This is a genomic window from Paenibacillus glycinis, assembly GCF_009909185.1.
Lineage (GTDB): Bacteria > Bacillota > Bacilli > Paenibacillales > Paenibacillaceae > Paenibacillus_Z > Paenibacillus_Z glycinis.
Map to the genome: position 1 here is coordinate 1 of NZ_JAAAMV010000050.1, position 1,670 is coordinate 1,670.

Genomic DNA, 1,670 nt, shown 5'->3' on the forward strand with positions numbered 1-1,670 from the left:
ATGATATGCTCCCCATACGGTAGACAGGTGAAATAATAAAAGCCTGCTACTGTGAGGGGAGCTTTTTCATGTCTAGAGAGAAATATAACGCTATGGAGAAACTCGCCATTCTCGAAGAGGTATCGAACGGGGAGATTGGTTTTCTAGCAGCTGCGAAGAAGCATGGAATTAACAAGACGACTTTAATGAAATGGCAGCGTCGATACAAGACACATGGATATGAAGGACTGGAGCGCCGTAGACATCTGCAAAGGTACAGTGCTGAGCTTAAGCTCCAGGCGGTGAAGGACTACCTTGAGGGGGGCATGTCTCAGTACCAGATCATCGATAAATACAAGATTGCTAGTACGAGACAGCTCTTCGATTGGACTAACAAGTATAATGGTCATAGCAGCTTAACAGCCTATAAAGGGGAAGCAAGAGCTATGACAAAAGGGCGCACTACAACATGGCAAGAACGGATCGAAATCGTACAGTATTGTCTGACCAATCAACATGATTACCAAAAGACGGCTGGACAGTTTCAGGTCTCCTATCAGCAAGTATACCAATGGGTGAAGAAGTTCGAAGGTGGCGGCCAAGATGCATTAAAGGATGGCCGAGGGAGAAAGAAAGCCCCGGAAGAATTAACGGAGGCCGACCAACAGAAACTCAAGATGAAGCAGATGGAGTACGAAATTGAGCGACTTCGGGCGGAAAATGCATTTTTAAAAAAGTTAGAGGAACTCGAAAGAAGGCGACGCTAAATCAAACACGGCAGGAAACGCTCTACCTTGCCATTCAGGCACTTCAAAAAGACGCGTCAACTAGCGTTCAACTTCTATGCGAAATCGCAGGAATTGCACGCTCAAGCTATTACAAATGGCTAAATCGCAAGCCCAGTCCTCGTGAGCAGGAGAATGAGCAGTTGATCCAGGTGATGATGGCCATCTATGAGAAAGTGGAGCGCACCTTTGGGTACCGCCAATTAACTCTGCATATGCGCAGACAAACCGGAAAAACCATTAACCACAAGCGCATATTGCGGCTAATGAAGGTCATGGGAATTCAATCCGTTATTCGGAGGAAGAGGAAAAAGTATGCCAACGCCACTCCACAACAGGTCGCGGAGAACGTCCTGAACCGAAACTTCCATGCGGATACGCCGAATGAAAAGTGGCTCACCGATGTAACGGAATTCAAGTATGGCAACGGTCAGAAAGCGTATTTAAGCGCTATTCTCGATCTCCATGATAAATCCATCGTCTCCTATGTATTAGGGCGTTCCAATAACAATCCACTTGTATTCCAAACGTTGAAACTCGCCTTGCAAGCAGCTCCAGAAAGCAGCCCCATGCTTCATAGCGATAGAGGCTACCAATCACTTCACTGGACTTTAAAAAGCTTCTGGATGGCAACAAAATGGTTCAGAGTATGTCCCGAGTTGGGCGATGCATCGAAGACGGTCCAATGGAATCCTTCTGGGGGACCTTAAAATGTGAGAAGTATTATTTGCACAAGTACCATACTTTTGATGAGCTTAAAAGGGACATTGAGGACTATATTCACTTTTACAATAACGAACGGTTACAAACAAAGTTAAACGGCCGTAGTCCGATGGAATTTAGGACCAAGGCCGCTTAAATAATTTTCGTTTATTTATACTGTCTACTTGACGGGGTGCAGTTCAC

Annotated in this window: 3 protein-coding genes; all 3 read left to right on the forward strand. The window is 45.5% G+C overall.

The window, feature by feature from the left end; all coding sequences use genetic code 11:
* Nucleotides 1–68 precede the first annotated feature (68 nt).
* From GT019_RS31465 to GT019_RS32780, 3 genes are read left to right on the forward strand one after another with little or no spacing between them, the layout of a single operon-like run.
* The gene (locus GT019_RS31465) at nucleotides 69–746 is read left to right on the forward strand and encodes a helix-turn-helix domain-containing protein (RefSeq protein ID WP_161747396.1); all 678 of its coding nucleotides are present in this window, start codon (nucleotides 69–71) and stop codon (nucleotides 744–746) included.
* Nucleotides 704–1,474 carry an IS3 family transposase gene (locus tag GT019_RS31470; protein WP_161747398.1) on the forward strand — a complete coding sequence of 257 codons (771 nt, stop codon included), beginning with the start codon at nucleotides 704–706 and terminating at the stop codon, nucleotides 1,472–1,474. The genes GT019_RS31465 and GT019_RS31470 overlap by 43 nt, the downstream gene beginning before the upstream one ends.
* Complete coding sequence (locus GT019_RS32780; RefSeq protein ID WP_407945120.1) at nucleotides 1,450–1,623, forward strand: IS3 family transposase; 174 nt, start codon at nucleotides 1,450–1,452, stop codon at nucleotides 1,621–1,623. Before GT019_RS31470 ends, GT019_RS32780 begins: the two co-directional genes overlap by 25 nt.
* Nucleotides 1,624–1,670: the final 47 nt, after the last annotated feature.

Coding starts and splice junctions, on each gene's coding strand:
- GT019_RS32780 (WP_407945120.1), top strand. CDS start 1,450: ATGGAATCCTTCTGGGGGACCTTAAAATGTGAGAAGTATTATTTGCAC.
- GT019_RS31465 (WP_161747396.1), top strand. CDS start 69: ATGTCTAGAGAGAAATATAACGCTATGGAGAAACTCGCCATTCTCGAA.